Here is a 23,128-nt window from a genome sequence, read left to right as displayed (position 1 = left end):
TTAAAATCGAACCCATGCTGGTACTGGCTGCACTGGGTTTCCGACAAGCTTGTAATCATCTGTTGTGAAATAGCCTTTGATTTGGTGGCAGTATTCAATCTGGGTTTGTCGCCATTGGCCTTCAATAAAGACCTCAACCACATCACCGGAGTGAAACTCTGTGCCGTTACATTCGATTCGCCCAACTGCATTGATAAAGGCGTTTTTCGATCTCGCTTTTCTTGTCATCGTTATCTCCTCATCAAAAAATCTGGTGGGGGGTTGCGGAAAGAAGTGACAGCAGTAACACACCACATCAAACACACCCACAAGCCCCATATTTACTGGCCTCAGCTCTGTCACTTCAAAAGGTGACATTCAGTAACACAAAAAGTGACAAAACCAGTATTTCTATACTTTTCAGTAATTTATGAATTCACCCTTGTTACATCAAAAAGTGATTTATCTACTGAATTCATCACTTTTGTGTTACTTCTAAATCCCTTATTTGTTACTTTTTCAGTGATAGAAAAAGTCTTTATAAATCATGTGAATAAACTCTATTTTTAAACCCTGTCACTTTTGTTACTTCTTTCCGCAACCCCTCCCCGTTTTATTGTTCAATCTGAAATCAAGTCAAAAAAAACTCTAACTTTTCCTAAATACCCAACATCGCACTGTCTTTTCTAATATCTGGCTGCGCATGGATTTGTTCTGCTCAATGCACTTGTATCGCTTGCTCGTTGGAAGCAGCTTTTTCAGCTCTGATGGATTGATAGTTTCTGTTCGATTTTCCATACACACCTGGTAAAAGTGCGCCAGGTTAATTGCGATTTCTCCATCTGACTTGGAATGGTTCAAACGCTCAGTTGGGACTAAAGGATCTCGATAACCGCGTTGTGGTGGTGCTTCATTGAGTAATTCGTATATTTCCCAGAAACGGGCAATTAATGGATGGTCAGCCTGGAGTGATTGATGCCTTGCTAAGCAGCGGTCTTCAATATGTAATACAGTTTGTGTCAGCTGGTCTTCTGTCATACTTGGGAAGACCAAAGGCAAGCACATCGCAATGGCTATCAATTGTGCATGGTTCTTGATCAATCGTACATTGGTCAGCTTCGGGTTTGCCTTCAACCCTTTTAATGCGCTGTCATAATGCTTGTTCATTTGGGCAAGTATCTTTGACTCCAGCGATAAGGCACGATGCAAGAACCCGCCTAACTCCTTTGTTGTCATTTGTTCGAGTACTGGCGCAAGAAATGCTGTTTCCTGGGTAAAATGCGCCTGAGTAAAGTGAACATGAATGATCCGCTCCATCATGGCTGGACTGGCTTCAATCTGTGCGTTTTGTGCAAAGATTATGGATGCCCGAAATGGTGGTTCCTCTGTATCCGAGCCGCGATTCATTACCCCCATTGAACGAATAGCCCGACCGTTAAATGCGGTTTTCACTTCGTCATAATCAAAGCTAGCTCGCTTTGCATTGTCTTCCGATCGATCTCCTTCTATCAAAACAACAGGCATATTGCTTACCTGCATAAATGCCCTGGCTCTGGCTGCAAATGTCGCTTTGCTAGGGTCGATCCCTTCATGGTCGTTTCTGCCTAAACAACGCCATAGGAATTCAAGGACAGTTGATTTACCTGTTCCTGGTTCACCACTCATTTCTAAAAACGGCCAGCTCTTGTATTGGCTTCGGATCTGCTCTGCAAATAAACTGCCTAGCCAGTAAGCCAACACAGTCATACCATTGGCATGAAACACTTTGTGATACTTCGATAACCAGGTATCTTGGAAAGGATCCGACTCTTCAATACTGAGGCTACTGCTGACCGATTTAATGCTGCGTTTATCCAGGTTAAAAAAACCATGTTGGTTCACGTCAATTCGCTTTCCATTGCGATACGCAAAGTCATTAAAAATATACGCCTGGCATTCTTTGTAATATCCAGTAAAGCTAATTGTTTCGACCTGCTTCACTCGTTTACCAAACCATTTGCGAGTCAGATAATTAAACTCTCTGGACTTACCGATAAAGTTAGCGCCCGCAGCTTTAGCCAATAGCGCCTTATTAAATGATCCCGGTCCTTCAATAGCACTGCCTGGTAAACTGATTTGAACGGGGGAAGAACCATTGGCAAACGCCACCTGGAAGTCATAACTGATCTCACCTGTGTATTGCGCTACACGGCAATAGAGGAAATCGGGTAGAACATTGGATATTTGAGTGATCTTGGCATGGCGCATAAACAACGGTTTGGCATCATCAGTTCCCGGCTCAATACCTTCATGCTCCAAATCACGGCTAAGGTCTTTATTCACATCAATGCAGAAATACGCATGATTAAAGTCCAGTACAGTGAAGTACTGCTTGGTATGTTGATGCCAATACCAAGCTTTATCCATGACAGAGACCGCACCAAATAAGCGGCCACGATAACGGCATTCTTCAACAAACTTAGGCGTGATTTTATTTCGGCGATAAAGGTCATCCCAATCTAGATTACTACCGGTGAGTGCGAGGCCGCTTATCTCTTTTACATTGCGAAGTCGGTCGCGGTGCTTCAACATAAATTCGCGACCAGCCGGATCATCATCCAGCGCCCAAATCCAATGGATCTTTTTTCCGTAATGAGGTCGCATTGAGAGAAAAGGAAAGTTCCCTGCCATCAATGTGGCCGCAACCTTCAACCCACATGAGTGCAATGCAATGGCATGGAATATCCCTTCAACCAAAAAGACTTTATCCCGTGATCCAATTTCCTGTCCTGGGGGTGTCCACCACTCTCCCTTCACAAGGGTTCCGTGATATTCATCAAAGTGTTCATGACTTGAGTCAAAATGCTTTCTTCGACCGGCAATGTTATTTCGTTGCTTTGCCTGTTCCTTGGAAACATCAATCAACCGTTCCCAGTACCGTGTTTTTTCGTCATCGATATAAAAGCGAACCGTTGGAACCGTTCTCGATCTATCTGGCAACTCATAAAGCTCTTGCGTGTACCACCCTTCCATTGCTGTGATATCAAATTGACGGTTATGTTTTAAGTAAGCATCTGCGGTTGCATTTGGTGCAGACTCAGTTTTAGGGAATCGCTTTGTAAACTGGTTAAACAGTTCCGGGTATAACTCACGGACATGTTCAGAGAAGCCACAATTGTTGAGCCGATTACACTTCACGACTCTTGGGTCTTGCTTAGAAACAAACAACTCCTTCTTTCCACAAGATGGGCAGATCCCGTTTTGTAAGTACTTTCCTCGTTCCTTGAATGAAAATTGATGATCATCGAGAAGGCACTGCACAATTTCTTCTTCAAGGACATATTTAGCCATTGTTCGTCTCCCTTATTACCGCTCTGGCGCTTTTTGTGATCTCACAATCGAAATTTCGAAGGTCTGGATCGTACTTGCTCAACCAGCGGTTGATTTCAGAGACAACGTACATTTCACCAATGGGTGTTACATGTGGCTGGGGTGCGTCCGGGTCCATTTGCAGGTATTTGTTCAGTGTATTGCGACTGACACCACACTTTGCGATGAACTCCCTTTTGCTTATTAGTGCATCGTTAGCTATATCAAAAAGCATGTCCTAAACCTTGTTTTAGATTCTGAAAATTGTTATTAATCTAAATATTGATTTTTTGCGCGCCAATTGTCGCGCTTTCACATGATTGACATCGATATTTGAATCATTGATCGATATATCGAGCCTGTCAACGGTATTTTTTAATCTTGATGTCGAATATGGAATGAAATATGGCGGAACTATCTACAGAAAGTTTTTCAAATCAATCGGATAGATTGGACTTTGCATTCAACGAAACAAGAAAAAAAATTGACCCGGATGGAAAGATGACGGCGAAGCAGATGTATTCTTTTCTCGAACTCAGCCAATCAACTTTTTCTGCTTATCGCAATGGCTCAGAACCAAGCGCAACAGTACTTCGCAAACTATCAACGCCATGTGGATTCAATATTCATTGGCTAGCAACAGGTGAAGGTGAGATCTACACACACGAGGCGAATATCTTCGCAGAGAAAAAAGCCCTTGAAGCACTGGGTAAGATAAAACATATCACCGACGGCAAAAATCAAATTATGGTGAATCCCGAATTGTTAACGGGGATCGCACTTCATGACGGACTGAGATTTGATACTGTTTTAAATAATGATATGCCAACCGTTGCCAGTACCAACCACATGGTACTTGTTGATACAAACCAACAAACGGGTGAAGGGCTATTTATTATTGAGTACAAACATCAACGCTTACTACGCCGTATTCAAATCAACTCAGACCAGCAATACGTTTTAACCGCTGATGTGGGTGATACCATTGTCGCCTCACCGAATGACGTCAAAGTCTTGGGTAAAGTGATTTGGAGAGCTGGAGGGATTTAAGATGTCTAGGAAGCTGTTTTACAGGGATGAAAAGAGAGGTGTATACCTTGGGCAGTTTCCCCCTCCGGGGGGATGGAAAGCTGGTAGAAAAGGAGTTCGCCGAGTTCTTTGCCGGATAGAAGATATTTCTCATTTCTCTTTGGATGAGCAAACCAAGTTTCTCATTAACCTCTATGAGCAAAAGCAGTGGGAAATAAAGAATGCCGAGCAGTTAGTTGAACTAGAGAGAAAGCAGAAGAAAAAAGAAAAGAAATGTATGACAATGAAAGCCGCAGCAAAACTGTGGCTTGAAGAAGTTGAAGAGTTAAAAAGCCAAAGAACTTATCAAAGCTATTCCTCTACCATTTCATATTACTTCCAATGTACAGAAGATCACCCGCTCAAACACTTTGATCGAGATAAGAATATCGACTTCTATAAGTTTCTTGAGAAAGAAGCTAGATACAGAAATAAGCCCCTTTCCAAGTCAACACAAAACTACCACATGCGACAGTTGCAGGTCTTTCTTACATGGGCTCATGACAATGAAATGATAGAAAAACCAATCAAGTTGAAGAAAGCGAAAAAGCCCAAACCAGATATGGAAACCTATTCTGTCGAACATCTTCAACAACTCAAGAATCATATCCAAACTCAGCTTAAAACTGAGCAAAGACCTCGTGAACTTTTAAATTTACAAAATCTCATGAGAGCATTTGTAATGGCGACCAATACGTTAATGCGAATTGGGGCAATTGATGCAATGAAAATAGAGTGGATTGATATGAAACGAAGGGTCATTCGAGTAAGAGATAACCCTGAAAGAGGATTTACAAATAAGGGAATGAAGCACCCCAATAAACCAATCAATGACGAACTTTATAAGTTTCTAAAGGAAGATCTCAAACATAGGAAACCAGGTGAAGTTTATTTTCTTGATAATGGTAAAGGAAAGCCTTGGTATGCAGATAGATCAGGGCCTAGTAAATATGCTTCAAAGCAATGCCGAAAATGCGGACTCCCACCAATTAAACCTTATCACTGGGGAATGCGAGCATCAATGATCACTTGGCTTTTAAATAACGGGGCCACGATAACAGATGTGCAAGAACTTGCTGATCACGAGAATATCGAAACAACGATTTCTTATTTCAATACACGAACAGCCAAACAAAAAAGCGCTGTAGATGCCCTTCCAAAAATATAGGTAGTGTCACATTAGGGTCCTCAAAAGTGACATTTTTTAAAGGAGCCTTATAAACAAAGGGCTGGAGCTACCAAAAGCAATGAACTCATAATCGGTAGGTCCCCAGTTCAAGTCTGGGAGGGGCCACCATCTTTCCTTAGTATTCAAGGGCTTGAGCCTTTTCCAAATCAAAAATAAAAAGTGCCAAATCGGTGTTGGTGATTTATGGAATTTACTATTCAATTAACGTTAGATAATTGGAGGAAAGCCACAAATGTATGGTTATCTCTTCCAAACGAAAGCAGTTATAAACCACCTTCACTTACTTGTGTTTCATTCATAGTGATTCTCATGACTGCATTATTCATGATGTATTTCATCCAGAGTTTAAATACTCCTAACTGGGAATCCATCATCATTATTGGTGGTTACTTTTCTTCTCTGTACTGTATTGGTCAAATAACTTCATATAAGTTGAAGTTGAGTAACCTTGAAAAATGTCAGCCATCTGAGAATAGTAGTTACTGGGATAAGCAGCATATTTGCCTTACCGAGCAGCAAATCGTCTGTAAAAGAAGCTCTGGTGATGAGAACTATATTTGTTGGAATGAAGTGTTTGGTATTGTGGATGTTGATAACGTCATCTACATATTGTTAAAAAGCAAATACCATATTTATCTTCCCAAAATAAAGCTTGAAGACCCAGAAGCAGTTCTCCAAAAACTCAAGGAACTTCATACTCAATACAACCAAGATAGTCAGAAGTAGAATCAGTTATGCTTAGCCAGCAGGGTATTCATATCCTTCACCAGCCCAATCAGATCCAACAATACTTGCACAGTATTCACTTTCTCTGAACCCAACCAAACCATTGCGCCTTGTACTTTGGCAAGTACAATCGCTTTATCTGGATATCATTATTGCGTGTTTGTGGAATGCTCATCCCGCAGGGCAACAATGCCGTCATAACAGGGATTGAGTCCATACCATCAATGTATTGGATCAAGCTACACATCCCCGGTTGGGGGATGCTGGTATAGTCCATACTCATGGCCTTGGCCGATAAGCTTAAGTGAGGCGCAAAGCCACAATGTACCTACGCAACCTTTTGCTTCATCTCATTCTTTGCTTGACAACGCTTATCCTCCATTTCCCGCTGAATAATGAAGCAAAAAATAAGTAAATCATGCAAAGAATCGAACTCAACAGGAAAAATTTCACCACTACAGAGGTAGAGCTCGATATAAAATTTCTGATAGAAATCATATCCTTTATGCCCACCCTTGATGTATTTGTCGTGAAATTCCAAGAGAAACCCATTATGATACCTATCGTAGTAGGATCGGTTTGTTTCCTCTGTTTTAATTCTGACATTGGCTATTCGGTCATAAGGTATGTAAATTGTTGAAGTCAAAAAGTGCATCGTTCGTTCGAAAAAAACTGAATCCTCATCGAACAATATTTCCGCACCTTGATTTAGTTGATGAAACAATTTTTGGTACACCATACCTGCGAAAGATATCCCAATAGCAGTAGCAAGAATGAAATATAAACTGAGGTTAAATAGGTTATCCGCTGTTAGCTCATCAATCATCGCCGAAAGTTCTGCCTGATGATAGGCATAGATAGCATAAGCAGTCATCAAACAAAGTAAAACTGAAAGACAAAAAAGAATCAGCTTTTTATGAATGATGCCTGGTATATAGGCATCAAGTCGATGATTTAAGTTTGGCGTGACATTGACAGCTCGCTGGATAAATTCACTTAGAAGTCGTTCACTTTTGCTTGTGTAAGACAAGGGCAGCGTAAAAATACCCTTTCCCCATGTTACCAAATGAATCGATTCGAAGTTGTTATCAATTCGAAAACCAGAAATTGCGTCAAAGTCTACATGGAAATTACGAAAAGTTCTTCTTTGCATCGATGCATCAAATTCGGCTCGAATCTCTTTTTCATCCATTTCAACAATATACATATCAGATATACTAGGATCGTCTTCGCGACGAAATGTATCTTCTATACGAATTGGAGGATGCTGCATAGCGTAAGTCTTTTCTATTGAAAGCGATATATAAACTGTAGACTTTTTATTTAGACATAAAAAATCCCCGCTATATTTACGAGGATTTTTTATTCAATATGAAGTCGATATTTACTTCACAACGGTTAGGTGTGAGCGCTTCGAGGATTTTTTATTTCCTTCCTCTGGTTCATCGTCAGACGTATAATTTCCACCGCCATCGATTGCAGAAAAAGAAGGCTCTGTTGGCTCCACTGGAACATCATTTTCAAGCATTGACTCTTCCGGCTCATCAAAAGTCTCATCTGCTGAAAACATGGTTCCAGCACCATTTTCCTTTGCATAAATCGCCATTACAGCATAAATAGGCGCTACAACGCGCATCGGCTGTCCTCCAAATCGAGCATTAAACTCGATCCCATCATTTCCCATCTGTAATGAGGCAACAGCAGTTGGGTTGATATTCAACACGATTTGCCCATCTTGGACAAACTGCTGAGGGACAATGACACCCGGTTTCGTTGCATCAACAACAATATAAGGGGTACACTCATTGTCGACAATCCACTCGTAGAACGCACGGATCATATATGGGCGATTTGATGTCATCATGGTACTGATACTCCTAAAACTGAACGCCTTGCGTTTAACTACCTGCGCGAATTTCTCGCTCTGCATCGGTGAGAGATGCCAAGAAACTATCTCGTTCAAAAAGTCGAACCATATACGCTTTGAGTTCTTTTGTACCAGAGCCAGAAAGGTCAATGTCTAGCTGTGGCAAACGCCAAAGTAGAGGAGCAAGGTAGCAATCCACCAAGCTAAACTCTTCACTCATAAAGTATGGTGCTTCTGCAAAAATAGGTGCAACACTCATTAAGCCATCACGTAAATCTTCACGTGCCTTTGCAGAATCTGGCGCATTGTCATAGATTTTTTGAGCCAGTGTATACCAGTCTTTTTCAATACGATGCATCATCAGACGGCTTCTGCCTCTTGCTACGGGATAAACAGGCATCAAAGGAGGATGCGGAAAGCGCTCATCCAGATACTCTGTGATAATGTTCGCTTGATACAAACCAAGTTCTCTATCCACCAAAGTTGGAACACAGCCATAAGGGTTAACCTCATGTAATGCTTCCGGCAGATTTGAGGTATCCACTTGATGAATATCGACGCTCACCCCTTTTTCAGCGAGGACAATTCTGACTTGATGACTATACATGTCATTCTGGCCTGAAAAAAGCGTCATTACTGGACGTTTGTTTGCCGCCACAGCCATTCTAGCCTCCAATAAGTTTTCTATATGTTAAACGTAAAAAGGAGCAGAAATGATCTGCTCCATCTTTTATTGTCTCAATGTCTCTTCGGACTTAATGAACATCTCTCCAATATTCTTTCTTAAGCAGATAAGAGAATACAAGGAAAACAAGAAGGAAAACGATAACTTTATAACCAAGCGCTTCACGTTCAAGACGCATTGGTTCACCAACGTATGTCAGGAAATTCGTCAAATCAAGCGCCGCTTGGTTGTACTCATCTGGGCTCATTCTTCCTGTACCATCAGATTCCAAACCGATGAAGCGTTCTTTATTTTCACCGTCAACCAGGGCAGTTTCAAACTTCTTCGTTGGTAATCCTTGAAGTTCCTCAAGTACATGTGGCATCCCAACATTTGGGAAAACAAGGTTGTTGACCCCAAATGGACGAGATGGATCCTTATAAAATGAGATCAGGTAAGAATATACCCAATCAGGCCCTCTCAAGCGCGCTTCAAGTGTCAAATCCGGTGGTGGTGCACCAAACCACTTTGAAGCTTGCTTTGAGTCCATACCATTGGTGATATGGTTACCCACTTTCTCACCAGAAAAAATCAGGTTGTCTTTCCCAATTTCAACCGGAATATCAAGGTCGTTGAACGTTCTTTCATAACGTTGATATTGCATCTGGTGACAGCCGAGACAGTAGTTCATAAACAACTGCGCACCACGCTGTAAAGATGCTTTATCTGTTAAATCAATATCAGCATGAACAACATGTTCATTGTTGCCACCTGCCGCAAATGCAAACCCAGGAACAAGCGCAACGAGTAATAATAATAGCTTTTTCATTAGCGCGTTAACCTCTCAGGCAATGGTTTTGTATCTTCGTTTTTACTGTAAACAAACAATGCAAAGAAGAAGCCAAAATATGTCAGTGTAAATATCTGTGACATCAGCGTAAACATCGGCGTTGGTGCCTGTACACCAAGATAGCCAAGAATCACAAAGCTAATCACAAATTGTACAAGGTTTAACTTATGCAGGACTGAGCGATAGCGGATTGAACGAACCTTACCCCGATCAAACCACGGTAATAATGCGAGTACCGCGATTGCTGCAAACATCAATAATACACCTGCCAATTTGTCTGGGACTGCACGCAAGATCGCATAGAATGGCGTAAAGTACCAGACTGGTGCGATGTGCTCAGGTGTTTTCAGTGGGTTTGCCGCCTCAAAGTTAGGTTTTTCTAGGAAATAACCACCACCTTCTGGCATAAAGAATACGATGTAACAGAAGAAAATAAAGAAGATTGCAACCGCAACAATGTCCTTCACGATGTAATAAGGATAAAATGGGATCGCATCAATGATCGTTTTCCCCTTCTTGTAATAAGGGTGGAATGTAAACTGAGTTGTCTGTGCTTCCTTCGGAACGGTTCCTTCTTTTCGTTTAATCTCAATACCATCGGGGTTATTTGAACCGACTTCATGGAGTGCGATAATGTGTAAGAAAACTAAAATCACAAGTACAAGTGGTAGCGCAATGACATGTAAGGCAAAGAATCGGTTTAAGGTTGCACCTGAAACAACGTAGTCACCCCTGATCCAAAGTGTAATATCGTCCCCAAAGTATGGAATAGCACCAAACAAGGAGATGATCACCTGAGCCCCCCAGTAAGACATTTGTCCCCACGGAAGAAGGTACCCCATGAATGCCTCTGCCATCAGAACAAGATATATCAACATACCAAACAACCACAATAACTCTCGAGGCTTTTGGTATGAACCATACATCATCCCACGGAACATATGCAGGTAGACAACAACAAAAAATGCAGATGCACCTGTTGAGTGAAGATATCGAAGCAACCATCCGTAATCAACATCACGCATGATGTATTCGATAGAACGGAATGCACCATCACCAGATGGCTCATAGTTCATGGTGAGCCATATACCTGTTAATATCTGGTTCACGAGGACAAGGATAGCTAGGGCACCAAAAACATACCAACCATTAAAGTTTTTGGGCGCAGGGTATTGTGCAAGATGCTTGTTCCAAGTTTCTGTCATTGGAATGCGAGCATCAATCCAGTCAACTATTTTTTGAAACATCATGCAGTATCCTCAAGACCGATAACAATCGTGGTATCATTCAAGAATTTATAAGGAGGTATCACGAGATTTGTTGGGGCTGGAACACCTGCAAATACGCGGCCTGCCATATCAAACTTCGAACCATGACAAGGACAGAAGAACCCATCAGGGACTCCTTCCACCTGCTCTTCAAATGTGCCTGGGTAATAACCTGGCGAACAACCTAAATGTGTACAGATACCAACTGCAACAAAGATATCTTCTTTAATCGAACGACCGCGGTTTTTTGCCCAGCTTGGTTGTTGCTCAACTTCTGATGCCGGATCTCTCAGCTTATCTTCGTGCTTCGCTAACCCATCTATCATTTCTTTTGTTCTAGAAATGATCCATACAGGTTTACCTCGCCACTCTACTCGAATCATCTGCCCAGGTTCGATTTTACTGATGTCAGCTTCGACCGGTGCTCCCGCAGACTTTGCCTTTGCACTTGGCATCCAAGATGCAATGAAAGGCACGGCAGCTCCTACGGCACCAGCTCCACCAACTACCGCAGTCGTAACCGTCAAAAATCTGCGGCGGCTGTTATCAACAGGCGCATTGCTCATCCACTTTTCTCCACTTTTTACTTCGATGAAATTGCTTCCAAAGAAGAGTTTCTACAGATGTAGTTTTTGATTATAAAAATACCCGGGATCATAAAGAAAACCCATGACTAAAACAAGGATTTGACAGGGATAATGATCAATATATTTCAATATAAAAAAGAGTTGATACATCACAATAAGACTTATGCCATATATATGTTATAACATTGGTTTTTTTTCACACAAAAATATGAGCAAAATACAGCCAGATTGAATGCCCGGAATAAGTATAGGAAAGGGTATAGAAAACGAGTAAAAAGTCTTAAAGAGAAATAAAAATGCCTGCAAAAATTACAAATAAAGAAAAGCCCGGCGTATGCCAGGCTTCCCACGAATCCAAAAAGATTCTTAACGCTTTGAAAACTGTGGACGCTTACGTGCTTTATGAAGACCCACTTTCTTACGCTCAACGCGACGCGCATCACGCGTGACGTAACCTGCTTTACGCAGAGTTGGACGTAGTGACTCATCATATTGCATCAACGCACGCGTGATGCCGTGACGAATTGCGCCAGCTTGACCCGTTGTACCACCACCAGTAACAGTGATGTGAAGGTCAAACTTCTCAGCCATTTCAACAAGCTCTAATGGTTGACGAACAACCATACGTGCTGTTTCACGACCGAAGAACTCTTCAACAGAGCGATTGTTGATAACGATGTTACCGCTACCAGCTTTTAAGAAAACACGTGCCGTTGAGCTTTTGCGACGACCTGTTCCGTAGTATTGATTATCTGCCATTGTTACGCTCCTCTATTAAAGATCTAGGACTTGAGGTTGTTGAGCTGCATGGTTGTGCTCAGCACCTGCGTACACTTTAAGCTTACGGAACATTGCACGACCTAGAGGGCCTTTAGGCAACATACCTTTTACCGCTTTCTCAATGATCATCTCTGGCTTTTCAGCTTGAAGTGTCGCGAAGTTCGCTTCTTTCAAACCACCAGGATAACCTGAGTGCGAGTAATACATCTTATCGTTGTACTTGTTACCAGTCACTTTCACTTTTTCAGCGTTGATGATAACGATATGATCGCCAGTATCAACGTGAGGCGTGTATTCAGCCTTATGCTTACCACGAAGACGAAGCGCAACTTCTGTTGCAAGACGTCCTAAAGTTTTATCTGCCGCGTCAACGACGAACCAGTCACGTTTTACTGTTTCTGGCTTTGCTACAAACGTTTTCATTTGGAAACACCCAAAATATCTAAATATGTTACACAACGATCCACATAAGTGTAGATCCGTTCGCCATGCCAGTCCCCTTCGAGACAGAATGATGGTCATTCTTAAAGGCTCAAGAACCAACCACCGCATGATATGCAACCGGGGTAGCGCGAGAGTATATACGATGTCTGGTGAAAGATCACCCCTTATTCCGGGAAATGATGGTGTTTTTTACGCCTTTTTTTCTGCATAACAAAACACCATGTCATTGATAAGATCACGTTCAAATTTATGGTAAGTGTTCTCGCGCCAGATATTCGTGTGATTGCATCTCTTTTAACCGGCTGATACATCGATTAAATTCAAAGCTCAGTTGGCCTTGTGTATATAACGCTTCCAGCGGAACATCCGCAGAGAGAATAAGCTTGACGTGGCGTTCATAAAACTCATCAACAAGTGCAATAAATCGCCTTGCCGCATCATCATTTATTGCCCCCATTTGTTTCACATTCTGAATCAAAACAGTATGGTAACAACGGGAGAGCTCCATATAGTCCACTTGACTGCGAGCAGTCTCGCAAATATGAGAGAAATCGAAATAGACAACACCATCACCTGCCATCACCGTGTCAATCATCCGTCCTTCGATCTCAATTCCATGTGTTGTCGTCGTTGATTCAGGCGTGAGCTGTTTAAAATATGTGTGTAAATTATGAATGGCATCTTCATCAGATGGCGCATGAAAAATATCTGCCTTCTCCAATGTTCTCAGGCGGTAATCAATACCACTATCGACATTCACAACTTCTGTATATTTTAAGATAAGGTCGATTGCGGGTAAGAATCGAGCACGTTGAAGGCCATTTCGATAGAGATTTTCCGGCTCAATATTTGAAGTTGCAACAAGCGTGACACCTCTTTTGAACAATTCCTGCATAAGCGTACCAAGCAACATTGCATCAGTAATATCTGAAACAAAAAACTCATCGAAGCAAATGATGTCTGTCTCTTGAGCAAACTTTTCTGCAATCACAGGTAGCGGGTTTTTCTGCCCTTTTAAAGCTTTCATTTCATCATGAACACGATGCATAAAGCGATGGAAGTGAACCCGCATTTTTTTCTCTGTGGGCAAACAGTCATAGAAAGTATCCACGAGGTAAGTTTTTCCACGTCCAACACCGCCCCAAAAATAGAGTCCTTGTAAAGGTTCTTTCTGCTGCTCTTTCCAAAAGAATATCTTTTGAGTAAGTGAATGCTTACTTTCTTTGTTTGATTCTGCAACAAAATCATCGAATAGGCGTTGTAAGTGCTGGACGGCTAGCGCTTGTGCAGGATCGTGATTAAAGTCCTCACGCTGCAAATCTTCCTGATACTTTTCCCACGGAGTTTTGGCTGACATAGACCTTCAGGTAATACAAAATGCTGTAAATATTCCCAATACTAACATGGGTTAGGCAACAGAGCATAAATTCGTTGATCACATTCGCCTAAATTCGTTGTATGATGCAGTCGATATACAATTAAATACATTTTGAATGAAATTAGGAAAAAGGCATGATAGAAGCTCTATATTTTCTTGCGGGGACGCTGATTGGTGTTGTTATCACCGCTATCTACTATGCGCGTTTTCATCAGCAAGCTCAACAACAGACTCAGTTGAAAGAGCAGTTTGAGCAGACCCAAAATGAATTACATGGTTATCGTTCTGATGTCGAAAAGCACCTCCAAGAAACGACCGATTTAATTAAAGAGTTGCAAGGCAACTTTATTGAAGTGACAAAACGCATTGAAGAAACGAAGCAACGTTTGGCATCTCCACCGAAGGTAGAAGATGTTTCCATGTTTTCTCAAGAAGCGGACGAGCTCCTCAAAACACAGCTCTCTAAAAAAGATGCGCCACGTCAATCTCGTCCAAAGCCAGAGACTCAGCCAATCGATTATTCTGCGAATGGTGACAATGAATCAAAAGATGAGCAGTCAGACTTAAAAGTTGAGAAAGAAACGGAACTTTCTTAAATCTTCGTCAGTCTCTTGAAAAACACTGTATGGTTTTAAAAAAGGGAACCGACGAATATGAAAAAACAAGTCAATATCCTTGCGAGCAGCATCCTGAGTGCTGCTTTACTCCTTTCTCCCGCGGTTAGCCATGCGAAGCTCCCCTTTTCATTTGGAAGTTCGGATGAAGTACCTAGCTTGGCACCGATGTTGGAAAAAACAACGCCTGCTGTCGTCAATATCTCTGTCGCAGGTAGCCGAGAAGTCAAACAGAATGTTCCTGACGCATTTCGTTACTTTTTTGGTCCGAGAACACCGCGCCAATATAAACAAGAACAGCCTTTTAAAGGATTAGGTAGTGGTGTCATTATTGATGCTGATGAAGGCTACGTTGTCACAAACAACCACGTTGTCGATGAGGCAGATGAAATTCTAATCACCCTCAAAGACGGTCGTCGTTTTCCAGCGAAGAAACTTGGCAGCGATAAGGAAAGCGATATTGCATTGCTCCAAATTGAAGCCGACAACTTAACCGAAGTGAGGTTAGCAGACTCCGATCAACTTCGCGTTGGCGACTTTGCTGTTGCCATTGGTAATCCATTCGGGCTCGGACAAACGGTCACATCCGGTATCATCAGCGCCCTTGGCCGGAGTGGACTGAATATTGAAGGCTATGAAGATTTTATTCAAACGGATGCCGCGATTAACCGAGGAAACTCAGGTGGTGCACTTGTTGACTTAAAAGGCCAGTTGATTGGCATCAATACAGCAATTATTGGACCTGGTGGCGGTAACGTCGGGATTGGCTTCGCGATACCAGCGAACATGATGAAAAACCTTGTGGATCAGATTATCCAATATGGCGAAGTGAAACGAGGCCACTTAGGGATCACCGGCCAGCCAATCACGCCTGATCTCAAAAAAGCAATGAAGCTCGAAACCAATAAGGGTGCTTTCATTCAGCAAGTCATGAAAGACTCTGCTGCTGAAGAGGCAGGACTAAAACCTGGTGATGTCATCACATCCATCAACGGGAAGAAAATCAACTCGTTCTTCGAACTACGTGCAAAAATCGGTACCATAGGTGCAGGAAAAACGTTAAAGATTGGTATCATCCGTGATGGCGATGAAAAGACCGTCACCGCAACTTTGAAAGAGCCGCAAGGTGGTGCCATGAGCGCAAAACACCTTCACCCAGCATTTGAAGGTGTTCAACTCGATAATGGGAAGACTGGTGATGGCGATAAAGGAATTGAAGTTGTGGATATCAATAAGCGCTCTATCGCTGCGCGTTACGGATTACAAGAGGGAGATGTCATTGTTGCAGTGAACAGAACCCGCGTTACGGATCTCAAAGAGCTTCGCAAAGTTCTTCGTAACACCAAGGGGTTACTGGTATTGAATATCATACGTGAAAACACTGCGTTATTCATTCAACTCCGTTAAAAAGCCTTACCAACCAAATAAGGGCAGCCATGCTGCCCTTCCGCCGAGATCGAAGATTTGATATCCTTAGGCATATTCAATTTTTTGACCCAAATTCATTGTGAAAACGTTTGTTCAGTACCTTCTCCGACCAACAGTATATGGCTTAGCCATCGCCTTTCTGGTACTTGTTTTAGCGCCACAATTTAAGCACCTGAATTTCCTAGAAACAAATCAACATGAACACGATAATCGTCCTTTGTCATTTGCTCACGCGGTCCGACAAGCAGCCCCTGCTGTAGTGAATATTTATACAACCAGCTCAGATACGATCCCTGGTTTTATTCGTCCTGTTCGTCGACAGCGTCAGGAACTTGGTTCCGGTGTCATCATGAGCGAAAATGGCTACATTCTGACCAACCATCATGTTGTGGATAATGCCGATTCAATCAATGTCTATTTGCAAGATGGTCGTCATTTAAATGCAGAAGTCATCGGGACGGATCGACTCACCGACCTAGCTGTATTAAAAGTTGACGCAAATAACCTACCTGTTATCCCTCAAAAAAAGAGGCTTCCACCACAGGTCGGCGACATTGTTCTCGCTATTGGAAACCCATTGAATCTTGGTCAAGCGATCACGCAAGGGATCATCAGTGCAACAGGCCGAAGCAGCCTCAACCCAGATGGGCTTGCAAACTTTATCCAAATGGATGCAGCAATTAACGAAGGTAATTCTGGTGGTGCCTTAATTGATTCAGAAGGTAACCTCGTCGGGATCAATGTCTCAGCATATCAGGATCGTTATCGTGATATTCAAGGTATTTTCTTTGCTGTGCCTTACGAGCTTGCTTCAAAAGTCATGCATAAACTAATTCGATATGGTCGAGTCAGACGAGGATATTTGGGTATGGAGGGGATCCCAATTGATGCTCAGGGACGTGATGCCTTATCCAGTATTACGCAAATTGCTGGGATCCAGGTCAAATTAGTCGAGCGGAACGGTCCTGCTGCTCAAGCTGGTGTGCAAAGCAACGATATTTTACTCAAACTCAATGGCACTCAGATCACATCGCTCACAGAATTTCGTGATACGATTGCCGAAACGCTACCAGATGATAAAGTAACTTTAACAGTGTTGCGAGCAGGAAATTTGATTGAAATAACGGTAATTGTTGGAGAAAGAAGAAGTTAAGTTCTCGGGATACTTATTATCGCTCAATTTAAAATATGAAGCTTGGTGTGTTTGAGTCCACACACCAAACCGAATGGCAAAGTTAGTGTGTATCTCTTCTTAAAATCGACACACCCAATTTCGTCAACTTTTCTTCAATATGTGAATAACCACGATCGATATGATAAATACGATCAACGATTGTCTCACCTTCAGCCAATACACCCGCAATCACGAGACTTGCTGAAGCACGTAAATCTGTCGCCATGACCTGTGCACCAGATAACGGGTGTGGGTCACCACAAATCGCGGTATTGCCTTCCAGGCGAATATTCGCTCCCATTCTCTGAAGCTCCGGCACATGCATGAAGCGATTTTCGAAGATATTTTCGGTAATTGTCGCAACGCCTTGTGCAACAGTATTCAATACTGTGAACTGCGCCTGCATATCCGTTGGAAAGCCAGGGTGTGGTGATGTTTTGATATCCACAGAGTGTAATTCGCGATGATGCATCGAAAGGTGAATATGATCGGCCGAATATTCAACCTGTGCACCAGCTTGAATCAGCTTATCTAACACTGCATCCATGATCACAGCATTCGCACGATGACAAACGATTTCACCATGTGTTGCTGCAGCGGCCACGAGGAATGTTCCGGTTTCAATTCTATCAGGAAGGACACTATGATCAGCACCTGATAGACGCTCAACACCATAAATATGAATGGTGTCTGTACCTGCTCCTTCGATCTTTGCACCCATTCCAATCAAACAGTTGGCGAGGTCGACGACTTCTGGCTCACGGGCGGCGTTTTCAATCACCGTTTCCCCTTCTGCCAAACAAGCAGCCATCATTAAATTTTCTGTCGCACCAACACTCACAATATCCATAAATAAATGAGCACCTTGAAGGCGACCTTGAACAGAGCCCTTTACATAGCCATTTTCAACGGTAATTTGTGCGCCCATTTTTTGCAGCCCTTCAATGTGCAAATTGACAGGTCTTGCGCCTATCGCACAACCACCAGGGAGTGATACTTCTGCATCACCATGTTTAGTAAGCAACGGGCCGAGTACAAGAATGGAAGCCCGCATAGTTTTGACAAGCTCATATGGTGCTTTATGGGTCAATGATGGGCCAGGCTTTAAAATCACTTCTTCCTGTTCAAAAGTGGAACTTATCCCAAGCCCCTCAAGCACAGATAAGCTGGTATCAATGTCTTTCAACATTGGTACATTCGTGATGCGTGATATATCATCGCTCAAGATTGCAGCCATAAGAATCGGGAGTGCAGCATTTTTTGCGCCAGCAATATTCACTTCGCCACGAATTGCTCCACCACCTTGAATCACAAACTGTTGCATAAATGAAGATACCTAATCAGGAAGGAAACATGAGCTTTTTATCACGAGCCCATTGTTCTGGTGTGTAAGTTTTAATACTAACGGCATGCATCGTTCCATCTGCGATTGACTCCATCAATGGCCCGTAAACCAGTTGTTGTTTCTTCACTGGAGAAAGTGACTCGAAGCACTGACCAACAGCGATGATCTCGAAATGACTTCCGTCAGCTTTGATATGAACTTCATCAAGTTCAAGTTTGCCCATCAAGATCTGTTTAATTTCATCAATTTGCATATATCTACCTATCTACTCCGCTAGGGATAACAACACGCTGATCCCACTGACTTCTGCAAGAGATTGAAGCTGCTCAGAAGGATGAAGTAACGTCAATGTTGCGTCTTGTTTTTCACAAACAGAGCTAACATGAACAAACCAGGCAATCCCAGCTGTATCCACATGCGTCAGCTCCGAGATATCCATCACAACGTGACTAACACCATTTTTAAAAGGCGTTAACGCAGGCACTTTGTCCCGCGTTAATTTCCCTGATAATTTATACTGACCAGGTTCATTCTCTATCATAGAGAAATCACTCATCACGCTTTGCTTTCCTCTTTTTTGCTTTGAACAGGTGCTTCTGCTTTTTTCCGAAGTAATGCAATCACACTGTCAATCCCTTTTTGACGGATCAATGTACTCAATTCAGCACGTTTACTATCGAGCAAACTAATCCCTTCAGCAACCATATCAAAGGCTTTCCATTCGCCACTCTTTTTATTCTTGCGAACTTTAAAGTCGATGTTGATATCAGGGCGCCCCTTTTCAACGATCTTGGTCTTAATCGTCACCATTCGCTTGCCTTCAACCGATCGCGTTGGTTCAAATTCAACTTTCTGATCTTTATATTGAGTTAGAACACTTGCATAGGTCGTCACCAAATAATCTTTAAAGACTTTGACAAACTCTGAGCGTTGCTCCTTTGAAGTCTTACTGAGATTTTTTCCGATCACTTTCAGTGCCGCGTATCGGTAATCAACATAAGGAAGAAGCTCTTCTTGGACAATCACACGCATGTAGTTCATGTCTTGACTGATCTTATCCTGCTCTTTTGAAATTCGAGTAAAAGTGTTATCCGCAACGACTCTGACAATATCATACGGATTTTCAGGTGGCTTATTCTCTGAGGCTTGAAGCGAGAGTGACATCAAGCTAAGTACCAAGGCGCTTGCGAAAAACTTTACATACTTTTGCATCTTACTTATCTTCTTTTAAACTAAATAAAAATTGACCAATGAGCTCTTCTAAAACGAGTGCTGATTTCGTATCTTCAATCATGTCACCAGCAGCTAGAATCTCAATATCCTCATCAATAAAACCAGGTTGCAAACCAAGGTATTGCTCTCCAAGAAGCCCGGCGGTGAGAATTGATAAAGAGCTCGTTTCTGGAAACTGGTTGTAAGCTTGGTTGATTTCCATACTGACGACTGGGGAAAAGTCTGACGGATCCAGCTCGATACTTGATACACGACCGACAACAACGCCACCAACTTTCACAGGAGAACGAACTTTTAAACCACCAATATTATCGAACTTTGCTTTAAGAATATAAGTTTCGCCATTTCCTGCCCCGCCGGCATCGGCAACTTGCAGTGCAAGCATGACCATTGCGGCAATCCCCAATGAAACAAATGCACCGACTAAAATTTCTATCCTTTTTGAAGTCATGTTAGGCCCCAAACATAATTGCTGTTAATACAAAATCAAAACCAAGGATTGCTAAAGATGAGTGCACAACCGTTTCTGTTGTTGCACGACTAATCCCCTCCGAAGTCGGAATGGAGTCATAACCCTTATAGAGTGCAATCCAAGTCACGACCAATGCGAAGACAATGCTCTTAATTAGTCCATTCCAAATATCTTCCAAATCGACTGCAGCTTGCATAATTGACCAGAAGCTACCGTCATCAACACCGAGCCATTTTACACCAACGAGGTATCCACCAATAATGCCAACCGCTGAAAAAATAGTCGCCAATAAAGGCATACTGATCACACCAGCCCAAAATCTCGGTGCAATAATCCGTTTTAGTGGGTCAATCGCCATCATTTCCAATGATGACAGCTGTTCTGTTGCTTTCATCAAACCGATTTCTGCTGTTAATGCAGAGCCTGCGCGACCAGCAAATAACAGGCCCGTGACGACTGGCCCTAACTCTCGAAGGAGTGATAATGCAACAAGCGGGCCTAAACTGCTCTCGGCACCAAAATCAACAAGGATTGTATATCCTTGTAAGCCAAGTACCATCCCAATAAACAAGCCAGAAACAACAACAATGATTAACGACAAAAAGCCGACCATGTAAATTTGCTTCATCAACAACGGAAATGACTTGATTGGTGTCGGTTTTGAAACAAGCGCACCGATTAACATAAAGGTCGCACGTCCGACAGAGCCCAGGTTATCCAGTGAATTTGCACCCACTTTCTGGAAAAATGAAATCATGAACGCGCATACTCCAAAAGTTCAGAACTATATTCAGCTGCTGGATAATGAAATGGTACTGGACCATCCGCTTGTCCTTGAAGAAACTGTTGGACAAGTGGGGATTCTTGCTGGCGCAACTCTTCTGGTGTCCCCTGCCCGATAACTTGTTGATTCGCAATGACATAAATATAGTCTGCAATGCTCATCACTTCTTGAACATCGTGTGAGACGACAACAGATGTCAAACCAAGCGCTTGATTGAGTGATTGAATGAGGCGCACAATCACTCCCATAGAAATTGGATCTTGCCCAGCAAATGGCTCATCGTAAAGTATGAGTTCTGGATCAAGGGCAATAGCCCGAGCGAGTGCCGCTCGACGAGCCATCCCGCCTGATAACTCACTGGGCATCAAATCCTTTGCACCGCGTAAGCCGACAGCTTCTAGTTTCATGAGGACCATCGTACGAATGATTTCTTTTGGTAACTTTGTGTGTTCACGAATTGGAAACGCAACATTATCAAAAACGGTCATATCCGTAAACAATGCACCGCTTTGGAAAAGCATACTCATTTTATGGCGAACTTTGTAAAGTTCTGAACGTGCTAGCTCTGGGATATTTTGGCCTTCGAAGCAGATAGTCCCAGAATCTGGACGCAACTGCCCACCGATCAATCGTAATAATGTTGTCTTACCGATACCACTCGGTCCCATAATCGCTGTCACTTTTCCACGAGGGATTTGAAAAGAAACGTTGTTATATATCGTTCTTTCTCCTCGTTTAAAGGTCATATTTTCTATTTCGACGATAGATGTACTTGCCAAAATGTGTTCCTTAAGGAGTACGAATTCGTTCAATTTTCTGCATTTGAACCAATTCGAGTCTATATAATCCTAGTTCAATCAATCGACCGTCATTGGACGACAAAATTACCAATAAGTTTAAGCAGATCTAAAACTTTTGCTTTCTTGGCAAGAAATGCGAAAATACCGCGACTCTAAAGACCAGAAGATGAATATGTTAATTCCTAGCCTAACTCTAATTCTTTCATTTGCTGTACTTATTTGGTGTGCTGATCGCTTTGTATTTGGAGCTTCTGCTCTAGCGAAAAACCTAGGCGCACCACCAATTCTCATTGGTTTAACAATCGTCGCAATGGGTTCGTCCGCACCAGAAATGCTTGTATCAGGTAATGCAGCACTATTGAATAAAACAGATACAGCCGTCGGAAATGCGCTTGGCTCAAATATTACCAATATCCTACTCGTACTTGGATGTACTGCTTTAATTCGCCCTTTGACGATTTCATCCGATTCCCTAAAACGCGAGATGCCAATTTTAATGTTTATCACTGCAATTGCAAGCGTCTTGCTATTTGATGGTGAGTTATCTCGATTTGATGCTGGTGTTTTAGTTTTCCTTTTTCTTCTTTTTACAGTTTATCTATACAGATTATCACGGGCTGGTACACCGGATCCAATGACATCAGAACTCGAAGAAGAGATACCATCCAATGTCAAAACATCTACAGCAGTCATGTGGGTAATTGCCGGTTTAATATTGCTCCCCGCAAGTTCGCACTTTCTTGTGAATTCTGCGGTTGAAATCGCAAAGTTCTTTGGCATGTCAGACTTAGTTATTGGACTGACGATTATCGCCATTGGAACCAGCTTACCTGAATTGGCTGCTTCCATCGCAGGTGCCTTAAAAGGTGAAGATGATATGGCGATTGGAAACATTATTGGTTCAAATATATTTAACCTGCTTGTTGTCCTAGCGATCGGTGGTATGATCACACCATCACCGCTGGACCCAGCAGTCAATCGTGACATTGGCGTGATGATTGCTGCAACTATTTTCATGTTTGTATTGTCCATAGGGATCCGAAACAAAGCAAAGCTCACTCGATTTAACGGCGGATTGTTTTTAGCTGGATTCATTGCATACCAGGCCGTCATTTTAATGAGTATTTAAG

General features: G+C 42.4%; 26 protein-coding genes. 7 read left to right on the top strand and 19 right to left on the bottom strand.

From position 1 onward, the window contains the following. Positions 1–228 carry a DUF5348 domain-containing protein gene (locus C505_RS0110105; protein WP_018692497.1) on the bottom strand — a complete coding sequence of 76 codons (228 nt, stop codon included), beginning with the start codon at positions 226–228 and terminating at the stop codon, positions 1–3. 399 nt (positions 229–627) lie between these two features. Then, positions 628–3,309, bottom strand: a complete 2,682-nt coding sequence (locus C505_RS0110100; RefSeq protein WP_018692496.1) for a toprim domain-containing protein — start codon at positions 3,307–3,309, stop codon at positions 628–630. 423 nt (positions 3,310–3,732) lie between these two features. On the opposite strand from C505_RS0110100, the gene C505_RS0110090 reads away from it, so the two are divergent. The 3 genes from C505_RS0110090 to C505_RS21995 all read left to right on the top strand — a co-directional run bounded on the left by C505_RS0110090 (position 3,733) and on the right by C505_RS21995 (position 6,310). Beyond that, positions 3,733–4,377: a transcriptional regulator gene (locus C505_RS0110090; RefSeq protein WP_018692494.1), complete on the top strand. Its 645-nt coding sequence runs from the start codon at positions 3,733–3,735 to the stop codon at positions 4,375–4,377. A 1-nt stretch (position 4,378) separates the two neighbouring features. Then, a complete protein-coding gene (locus tag C505_RS0110085; RefSeq protein ID WP_018692493.1) occupies positions 4,379–5,563 on the top strand; it encodes a tyrosine-type recombinase/integrase in 1,185 nt (394 codons plus the stop codon). Positions 5,564–5,893: 330 nt separating this feature from the next. Then, positions 5,894–6,310 carry a hypothetical protein gene (locus tag C505_RS21995; protein WP_157368954.1) on the top strand — a complete coding sequence of 139 codons (417 nt, stop codon included), beginning with the start codon at positions 5,894–5,896 and terminating at the stop codon, positions 6,308–6,310. Positions 6,311–6,386: 76 nt separating this feature from the next. Here the strand turns inward: C505_RS21995 and C505_RS24300 are convergent, their stop codons facing one another. The 10 genes from C505_RS24300 to zapE form a co-directional block, all read right to left on the bottom strand. Next, positions 6,387–6,587: a protein-tyrosine phosphatase family protein gene (locus C505_RS24300; protein ID WP_018692491.1), complete on the bottom strand. Its 201-nt coding sequence runs from the start codon at positions 6,585–6,587 to the stop codon at positions 6,387–6,389. Positions 6,588–6,638: 51 nt separating this feature from the next. Beyond that, the gene (locus C505_RS0110075; protein ID WP_018692490.1) at positions 6,639–7,583 is read right to left on the bottom strand and encodes a hypothetical protein; all 945 of its coding nucleotides are present in this window, start codon (positions 7,581–7,583) and stop codon (positions 6,639–6,641) included. A 111-nt stretch (positions 7,584–7,694) separates the two neighbouring features. Next, complete coding sequence (locus tag C505_RS0110070) at positions 7,695–8,171, bottom strand: ClpXP protease specificity-enhancing factor (protein WP_026317877.1); 477 nt, start codon at positions 8,169–8,171, stop codon at positions 7,695–7,697. 37 nt (positions 8,172–8,208) lie between these two features. Then, positions 8,209–8,841, bottom strand: coding sequence for a stringent starvation protein SspA (gene sspA / locus C505_RS0110065; RefSeq protein WP_018692488.1), 633 nt, complete (start codon positions 8,839–8,841; stop codon positions 8,209–8,211). A 91-nt stretch (positions 8,842–8,932) separates the two neighbouring features. Further along, complete coding sequence (locus C505_RS0110060; protein ID WP_018692487.1) at positions 8,933–9,670, bottom strand: cytochrome c1; 738 nt, start codon at positions 9,668–9,670, stop codon at positions 8,933–8,935. Continuing rightward, complete coding sequence (locus C505_RS0110055) at positions 9,670–10,938, bottom strand: cytochrome b (RefSeq protein ID WP_026317876.1); 1,269 nt, start codon at positions 10,936–10,938, stop codon at positions 9,670–9,672. Before C505_RS0110055 ends, C505_RS0110060 begins: the two co-directional genes overlap by 1 nt. Next, positions 10,938–11,525, bottom strand: coding sequence for a ubiquinol-cytochrome c reductase iron-sulfur subunit (petA, locus tag C505_RS0110050; RefSeq protein ID WP_018692485.1), 588 nt, complete (start codon positions 11,523–11,525; stop codon positions 10,938–10,940). The genes C505_RS0110055 and petA overlap by 1 nt, the downstream gene beginning before the upstream one ends. Before the next feature lie 387 nt (positions 11,526–11,912). After that, positions 11,913–12,305, bottom strand: a complete 393-nt coding sequence (gene rpsI / locus C505_RS0110045; protein WP_018692484.1) for a 30S ribosomal protein S9 — start codon at positions 12,303–12,305, stop codon at positions 11,913–11,915. A 15-nt stretch (positions 12,306–12,320) separates the two neighbouring features. Continuing rightward, entirely contained in the window at positions 12,321–12,749 is a 429-nt protein-coding gene (gene rplM, locus C505_RS0110040; protein ID WP_018692483.1) for a 50S ribosomal protein L13, read from the bottom strand. A gap of 268 nt (positions 12,750–13,017) precedes the next feature. Further along, entirely contained in the window at positions 13,018–14,127 is a 1,110-nt protein-coding gene (gene zapE, locus C505_RS0110035) for a cell division protein ZapE (RefSeq protein ID WP_018692482.1), read from the bottom strand. Positions 14,128–14,282: 155 nt separating this feature from the next. Between zapE and C505_RS0110030 the strand changes: the two genes are divergently transcribed. The 3 genes from C505_RS0110030 (at position 14,283) to C505_RS0110020 (ending at position 17,343) form a co-directional block, all read left to right on the top strand. After that, positions 14,283–14,744: a ZapG family protein gene (locus tag C505_RS0110030; RefSeq protein ID WP_018692481.1), complete on the top strand. Its 462-nt coding sequence runs from the start codon at positions 14,283–14,285 to the stop codon at positions 14,742–14,744. A gap of 57 nt (positions 14,745–14,801) precedes the next feature. After that, positions 14,802–16,169, top strand: a complete 1,368-nt coding sequence (locus tag C505_RS0110025; protein WP_018692480.1) for a DegQ family serine endoprotease — start codon at positions 14,802–14,804, stop codon at positions 16,167–16,169. 100 nt (positions 16,170–16,269) lie between these two features. Further along, positions 16,270–17,343: a trypsin-like peptidase domain-containing protein gene (locus tag C505_RS0110020; protein WP_018692479.1), complete on the top strand. Its 1,074-nt coding sequence runs from the start codon at positions 16,270–16,272 to the stop codon at positions 17,341–17,343. An 82-nt stretch (positions 17,344–17,425) separates the two neighbouring features. Here C505_RS0110020 and murA read toward each other — a convergent pair whose 3' ends face one another. From murA to mlaF, 7 genes are read right to left on the bottom strand one after another with little or no spacing between them, the layout of a single operon-like run. Continuing rightward, positions 17,426–18,688 (bottom strand): UDP-N-acetylglucosamine 1-carboxyvinyltransferase, encoded by a 1,263-nt coding sequence (murA, locus tag C505_RS0110015; RefSeq protein WP_018692478.1) that lies wholly within the window; start codon positions 18,686–18,688, stop codon positions 17,426–17,428. Positions 18,689–18,704: 16 nt separating this feature from the next. Further along, positions 18,705–18,962, bottom strand: a complete 258-nt coding sequence (locus C505_RS0110010) for a BolA family protein (protein WP_018692477.1) — start codon at positions 18,960–18,962, stop codon at positions 18,705–18,707. A gap of 12 nt (positions 18,963–18,974) precedes the next feature. Further along, complete coding sequence (locus C505_RS0110005; protein WP_018692476.1) at positions 18,975–19,265, bottom strand: STAS domain-containing protein; 291 nt, start codon at positions 19,263–19,265, stop codon at positions 18,975–18,977. After that, the gene (locus C505_RS0110000; protein WP_018692475.1) at positions 19,265–19,921 is read right to left on the bottom strand and encodes an MlaC/ttg2D family ABC transporter substrate-binding protein; all 657 of its coding nucleotides are present in this window, start codon (positions 19,919–19,921) and stop codon (positions 19,265–19,267) included. Before C505_RS0110000 ends, C505_RS0110005 begins: the two co-directional genes overlap by 1 nt. Position 19,922: 1 nt before the next feature. Next, positions 19,923–20,393: an outer membrane lipid asymmetry maintenance protein MlaD gene (gene mlaD, locus C505_RS0109995; RefSeq protein WP_018692474.1), complete on the bottom strand. Its 471-nt coding sequence runs from the start codon at positions 20,391–20,393 to the stop codon at positions 19,923–19,925. 1 nt (position 20,394) lies between these two features. After that, complete coding sequence (mlaE, locus tag C505_RS0109990; protein WP_018692473.1) at positions 20,395–21,171, bottom strand: lipid asymmetry maintenance ABC transporter permease subunit MlaE; 777 nt, start codon at positions 21,169–21,171, stop codon at positions 20,395–20,397. Next, positions 21,168–21,977 (bottom strand): phospholipid ABC transporter ATP-binding protein MlaF, encoded by an 810-nt coding sequence (gene mlaF, locus C505_RS0109985; protein ID WP_026317874.1) that lies wholly within the window; start codon positions 21,975–21,977, stop codon positions 21,168–21,170. Before mlaF ends, mlaE begins: the two co-directional genes overlap by 4 nt. 193 nt (positions 21,978–22,170) lie before the next feature. On the opposite strand from mlaF, the gene C505_RS0109980 reads away from it, so the two are divergent. Further along, positions 22,171–23,127: a calcium/sodium antiporter gene (locus C505_RS0109980; protein ID WP_026317873.1), complete on the top strand. Its 957-nt coding sequence runs from the start codon at positions 22,171–22,173 to the stop codon at positions 23,125–23,127. Position 23,128 lies beyond the last annotated feature (1 nt).

This window comes from Algicola sagamiensis DSM 14643, from assembly GCF_000374485.1.
GTDB lineage: Bacteria > Pseudomonadota > Gammaproteobacteria > Enterobacterales > Alteromonadaceae > Algicola > Algicola sagamiensis.
The sequence above is the reverse complement of the archived record's forward strand: the minus strand, read 5'-3'. Positions and strand labels throughout refer to the sequence as shown.